General features: G+C 62.9%; 7 protein-coding genes. 3 read left to right on the forward strand and 4 right to left on the reverse strand.

The window, feature by feature from the left end:
- Positions 1-156: 156 nt before the first annotated feature.
- Complete coding sequence (locus tag SMD10_RS24790; RefSeq protein WP_331688403.1) at positions 157-1527, forward strand: IS1182 family transposase; 1371 nt, start codon at positions 157-159, stop codon at positions 1525-1527.
- A 202-nt stretch (positions 1528-1729) separates the two neighbouring features.
- Here SMD10_RS24790 and SMD10_RS24795 read toward each other — a convergent pair whose 3' ends face one another.
- A complete protein-coding gene (locus SMD10_RS24795; protein WP_331688404.1) occupies positions 1730-2176 on the reverse strand; it encodes a helix-turn-helix domain-containing protein in 447 nt (148 codons plus the stop codon).
- Between the two features lie 149 nt (positions 2177-2325).
- Here SMD10_RS24795 and SMD10_RS24800 point away from each other — a divergent pair, with 149 nt between their 5' ends.
- Positions 2326-3414: a LysR family transcriptional regulator gene (locus tag SMD10_RS24800; RefSeq protein WP_331688405.1), complete on the forward strand. Its 1089-nt coding sequence runs from the start codon at positions 2326-2328 to the stop codon at positions 3412-3414.
- Here the strand turns inward: SMD10_RS24800 and SMD10_RS24805 are convergent.
- Both SMD10_RS24805 and SMD10_RS24810 read right to left on the reverse strand, forming a co-directional pair.
- Positions 3371-3601: a hypothetical protein gene (locus SMD10_RS24805; protein WP_331688406.1), complete on the reverse strand. Its 231-nt coding sequence runs from the start codon at positions 3599-3601 to the stop codon at positions 3371-3373. The two genes, SMD10_RS24800 and SMD10_RS24805, sit on opposite strands and share 44 nt — an antisense overlap.
- 26 nt (positions 3602-3627) lie before the next feature.
- A complete protein-coding gene (locus SMD10_RS24810; protein ID WP_331688407.1) occupies positions 3628-4113 on the reverse strand; it encodes a GNAT family N-acetyltransferase in 486 nt (161 codons plus the stop codon).
- A 182-nt stretch (positions 4114-4295) separates the two neighbouring features.
- On the opposite strand from SMD10_RS24810, the gene SMD10_RS24815 reads away from it, so the two are divergent.
- Complete coding sequence (locus SMD10_RS24815; RefSeq protein WP_331688408.1) at positions 4296-4514, forward strand: hypothetical protein; 219 nt, start codon at positions 4296-4298, stop codon at positions 4512-4514.
- A gap of 204 nt (positions 4515-4718) precedes the next feature.
- Here SMD10_RS24815 and SMD10_RS24820 read toward each other — a convergent pair.
- On the reverse strand, positions 4719-5527 hold an 809-nt coding region (locus tag SMD10_RS24820; protein ID WP_331688409.1), incomplete at its 5' end, for an MmyB family transcriptional regulator.

The raw sequence follows: 5527 nt of genomic DNA on the forward strand, positions 1-5527 counted from the left end.
ACCGAAATGGCCCTCTCGATCCTCGCCTACAACATCCTGCGCGCCATCAACATCCAAACCGCCACAGCCTGAAACCAGAAGAGGCCCCGGTTAACCGGAGCCTCCAATCAGTTTCCACACAGCCTGGTTAGCCGGGGCTTTTTGATTCAGTGGGCCATGTTGAAGCACCCAGGGCCAGAACAGACGGCGATCGAGATGGTGACGCTCGATCAGCTGGTTCCCAAGGATCACCTGCTTCGTAAGATCGATGCGGTGATCGACTTCTCCTTCATCCATGACCGGGTTGCCGGGCTCTACTGCCCGGACAACGGCCGTCCGGCGCTCGATCCGACCTTGATGTTCAAGGCGCTGTTCCTGGGCTATCTCTTCGGCATCCGCTCCGAGCGCCAGTTGGTGCGCGAGATCGAGGTGAACGTCGCCTATCGCTGGTTCCTGCGGCTTAAGCTGAGCGATGCGGTGTTCGACGCCTCGACGATCAGCCAGAACCGGCGGCGCCGCTTCACCGACGACAGCGTTGCCCGCGACATCTTCGATGCGATCGTCGAACAGGCGATCTCTCACGGCTTGGTGGACGGGCGCGTGCTCTACACCGATTCCACCCATCTGAAAGCGAACGCCAACAAGAACCGCTTCGACAAGGCGCTCATTGCCAAGTCGCGCTCCGACTATTGGGACGATCTGGACAAGGCAGTGGAGGCGGAGCGCGCCGCCCATGGCCAGAAGCCGTTGAAGACCAAAGATCGCCAGCCGGTTGAGAAGGAGACCAAGGTCTCGCGCACCGATCCCGAGAGCGGCTACATGGTGCGGGACGGCAAGCCCAGGGGCTTTTTCTATCTCGACCACCGCACGGTCGACGGCAAGCTGGCCATCATCACCGACACCTATGCGACGCCGGCCAACGTCCACGATTCGATCGTCTATCTTCAGCGCCTCGACCATCAGCGGGAGCGCTTCGGCTTCGATGTCGGCGCCGTCGGGCTGGACGCGGGCTATGCCACGGCGGGCATTGCCAAGGGACTTGAAGATCGCAAAATCCTGGGCGTGACGGGCTATCGCAATCCGACGCCGCCCAAGCCCGGCATGATGCGCAAATCGAGATTCGTCTTCGAGGCCGAGGCCGACGGATATCGCTGTCCGCAGGGTCAGCTTCTGGCTTACGCCACCACCGACCGCGACGGCGACCGGCATTATCGCTCCGATCCAAGGGTCTGCCGGACCTGCCCGCTTCTGGCCTCCTGCACAACCAACGCCAAGGCTCAGCGCACCATCACCCGCCACGTCTGGGCCGAGATCCGCGAAAGGACCGACGCCCACCGCCTGACCCCCTGGGGCAAGGCGATCTACAAGCGGCGCAAGGAGACGGTGGAACGCTCCTTCGCTGACGCCAAACAGCTCCATGGCCACCGCTACGCGCGGTTCCGAAGTCTGATCCGCGTCTCCTGCCAGTGCCTGCTCGCAGCTGCCGCCCAGAACATCAAGAAGATCGCCCTGGCGCTGACCCAAATGCCTGCTCCAAGCCTCGCATGAGAGGTCCGAGCCTTGGCTTCGGCAGACGCCAACGGCCGAAATCCTCCAACTCGCACCCCAACTAAAAATAAACCCCGCCAAAATGACGGGGTTCGTCAGCAGTCTGAGGGCGGCGGGGCCGCCCCGGCTCTTGCTTCGCAATGAACGCAGAGCCGCGGGCTTCGATCGACCCAAGCCTTTGCCGTGGGCGGTGCTGCGCGACTCAGGCGTCTTGCAGCGCTGCCGCCTTTTCTCGGCTTTCTTGGTCTTGCTGTTGGCTGACGGCCTGAAGCAGAATCAGGAGGGCACGCCGGACGGCGGGATCGCCGATCTTGACGAACGCCTTGTTGAGCCGCAGGCCATCGGCGGTCGACAGAAAATCGACGAGAGTTTCCGAGCTGATTTGCCCTTCCGCGTCGGAATCGGACTTCGATCCCGGCAGGCCTGCGAAAAAGTAGGAGACCGGCACATCGAGAACCTGGGAGATGCGATGCAATCGACTGGCGCTGACCCGATTGGTGCCCTTCTCGTATTTCTGAACTTGCTGGAATGTGATGCCGAGTTGGCGTGCCAGGTCGCCCTGGGACATCCCGATGGAATTGCGGCGCAACCGCAAACGTGACCCGACATAAGTGTCGACTGGATCGATGCTACTGAACTCTTCCGACATAGAATCCTTCGTGGGTTGGAGACGTCATGAAACGATTGTTGCAACCACAAAGCGTCTCCAGTCAAACATTTGTTCGAGTATGAATGGCTTTCGGCCTCGCAATTTTTGCGCTAACCTTAAAGTTCGTGCAATCCATGGGGGCGCCGGGCGTGTCGGGACGGCAAAAGAATGGCGAAGGCGGGACCGTCACGGTGGGCGCGAAGCCGTTTACGCAGAGCTTCCTCAATCGGACGCCGCTCGAGGACATTCGCTTGCTCAGCGGCGACTATTGGGACGAGTTGCGGGTGTTTCTCGCCGTCGCCAAGGCCGGGTCGTTCAAGCGCGCGGCCGATCTGCTGGGCACCAGCCATCCGACGGTCAGCCGCCAGGTCAGGCGGCTGCAGGACGTCATACATGCGCAGTTGATCGTCCCGTCGGCGAGAGGGGTTACGCTCACCCGCAAAGGCAAGGTGCTGGCCGAGAAGCTGGCCGCCCTCGATCAATCGCTGTTTTCGCTATCGAGCGATCTCAAGAGCGAAAGCCAGAAGCTGGAAGGGCTCGTGCGTGTGAGCATCACCGACGGGCTCGGACTGTTCTTCCTGGTGCCGCTGCTGCGGCACCTGTCCGGGCTTTATCCCTATATCCAGGTGGAGATTCAGAGTCCTCTGAACGTCAACGACCTGCGTCAGAACCAGACCGACATGATGGTCTCGTTCGCGCCGATCGCATCGCAGGACGTGGTCTCACGGCCGCTCGGCACGTTGCATCTCATCCCCGTGGTGACGCAGGACTATGTCAACCGCATGGGCTGGCCGACCGCCAGCAATCTGAGCCGGCACTTGTTCATCCAGTCTCGTCTCTACCAGGGCGATGGGCCGACCTGGCTGTCATGGAACGAGATGGTGGCCGAAGGCCGCGTCGCGCATGTCTGCGATGATTCGGTGGTCTACGGCATGATGGTGAAGGCCGGGCTCGGGATCGGACTCTTGGGCAACTACACGATGATCGAGCCGAGCGCCCGGCCGCTCGACCTTGGTGTCCACGTTCCGATCCCGACCTTCGCCTGCGCTCTGAAGGAGCGGCTGAATTCCCGGCCGGTTCGCGTGATTTTCGATCAGATCTGCGAAAACCTCGGCCGCTCCAATCCGTGGTTCGGAGAGGAACTGGTGCTGTCGGCCGCACCCAGCCTCGTCGACGACGGAATCCGGACGATGTTCAATCTGCTTCGTCCTGCGTCGCCGCCAGGTACCGTCGACTGATCATGTGCGAGAGATCGATGAACTTGTTGCCGGCATCCTCGAAGGCCTCGGCCAGGTCGAGCGGAATGACGGACGGCTCGTCCAGCAGACGCCGGAGAATCTCCGAGTGGATGGTCGCGACCTCCTTGAGGTAGGGCCGGACGAAGTGATCGAGCGTATCGACTGAAATTGGAACACTGTTACTCATAGGTCTCTGTGCCGAATTGCGGCCGGTCATCGGACGGCCTCTTGTTTGCCGGGTTCGTCCCAGGAGCCCTCGACGCGGAAGAGCACTTCGGCGTTGGTTGCGGGACCGAGAACGTTGGCCGGGATATCCAGAATCTTTTCCAGCTCGACATAGGGGTCGGGATGGCCCTCCAGGAGGAGCGGTTCCTTGCCCTCGACGACACGGAAGCCCAAGAGCTTTCGCCAGAGCAAAGCGTAGCGGGGGTTGGCGTGGGTGATCACCTTGTCGAAGCCCTTGCGGGCGACATGGGCGAACGCGAATTGCGCGCAGGCCTTGATGACGAAGGGATTGCGCCATTGTGCACGGAACGACGTGCGCTCGAACTGCGCGAAATCGCGGAACCAGCGGATTCGGACGGTGCCGACGGGTTCGTCGTCGGCATAGACGACGATGTGCGTGGACTGCCAATCGTTGCCGTCGAGGACGAACGAGGCCCCCATGCCGTTCTCTTCCATGAAGGAGATGCTGCGCACGGCTTGGGCGTGCAGCAGCTGTTCATAGTTTGTAACAACTTGACAGCGGATACTGTTGTGACCCTGTGACATGCTTCCCATTGCCTCGTACCTCCTGATTCCGGATTAGACGGGAAGAGGGATGTTCGCAGAAGAGCGTGAGGCGTAGGGCTGCTGTTCACCAGTGAACAACGGAGGCCGATGTGGAGGATGATCTGCAGGCGAATATGCGGTTGTTCGAAGAGCTCTGCCATCAGGCCGTTCAGCGCCATGGCGCCGACATGCGGGAGATCGAGCGGGACGTGGCCGAAGCCATCGAGCGCCTGCCGCCGGCACGCCGGCAGGCGCTGAGGGAAACTCTCAATCGCTATCTCGACGGCCAGGCGAAGGCCAACGCCGATGGCTTTTCGCGCTCGCACTGACGGCGCCATCGCCGCCGGGCCGGGACGTTCCATGCCGATCGGCCGATGAGCGATGCGACGGCCGGTCCACCGCGGGACAGACGCTGCCGGTCCCTGGAGGACGAGGGGGACCCGGAGGGTTCATTCTGCGTCGGTCGTCCGCGCCGTGGCCGAAGGCTCCGGCATGAAGGCCAGGCCGGTCCGCGCGACGCCGATCCCTTCGCCTCAGCCCTGCCCAGGCGAGGCAGGCACCAGGGCCACGAGCTTGTAGTCCGGCCGCTCCGCCGGACTGAACGTGTGCTGAACGTAGCTCAGCGCACCGTCCTGCGGATGCAGGAAGGTGCGCAGACCGCCTTCGCGCGCCATCACGGTCTGCGCGTCCCACTCCTGTGCGAAGAGCTCGGATTCGTCTCGCAATTGCCCGATCAGGTCGTTCAGTCCCCGGTCGTCCAGCATCCGGGCGCAATCGCTACGGAACTCGGCCAGAAGGCGCCGCGCGCGCTGGTCCCAATCGGGCAGAAGCCTACGAGCCGATGGAGCGGTGAACGTATAGCGCAGCAAATTGCGATGACGCCCGTCACCGAGCCAGCCGGAAAACAGATGCTCGGCCGCGCCGTTCCAGCAGCACGCGTTCCACAGCCGGTCCAACCCGTAAGCCGGATGCGGCAATGCCTCGACGAGCGCCGCAAGCCCCTCCGGCGCTTCGGAGGTCGGGGCCGATTTCGGCGCGGAGGGATCCCGGCGCCCGGCCAGTTCGAAAAGATAGGCGCGCTCGGCCGGGGTGAGGGCCAGGGCGTTTGCGAGACGGGCAAGCGTGTCCGGCGACACGCTGATGTCGCGGCCCTGCTCGATCCAGGCGCACCAGGTCACGCCGATTCCGGCCCGCGCCGCCAGTTCCTCGCGCCGCAGGCCGGGCGTCCGGCGCCGGCGCACCACGGCGTCCGGCAGGGTTCGCTCGCGGTGCGACCGGATGAATTGCCCGAGCAAACGGCGCTGTTCGTCAGTGGTCATAGGTTTCAATATAATAGGATAAA

Source organism: Consotaella aegiceratis, from assembly GCF_036541425.1.
GTDB lineage: Bacteria > Pseudomonadota > Alphaproteobacteria > Rhizobiales > Rhizobiaceae > Consotaella > Consotaella aegiceratis.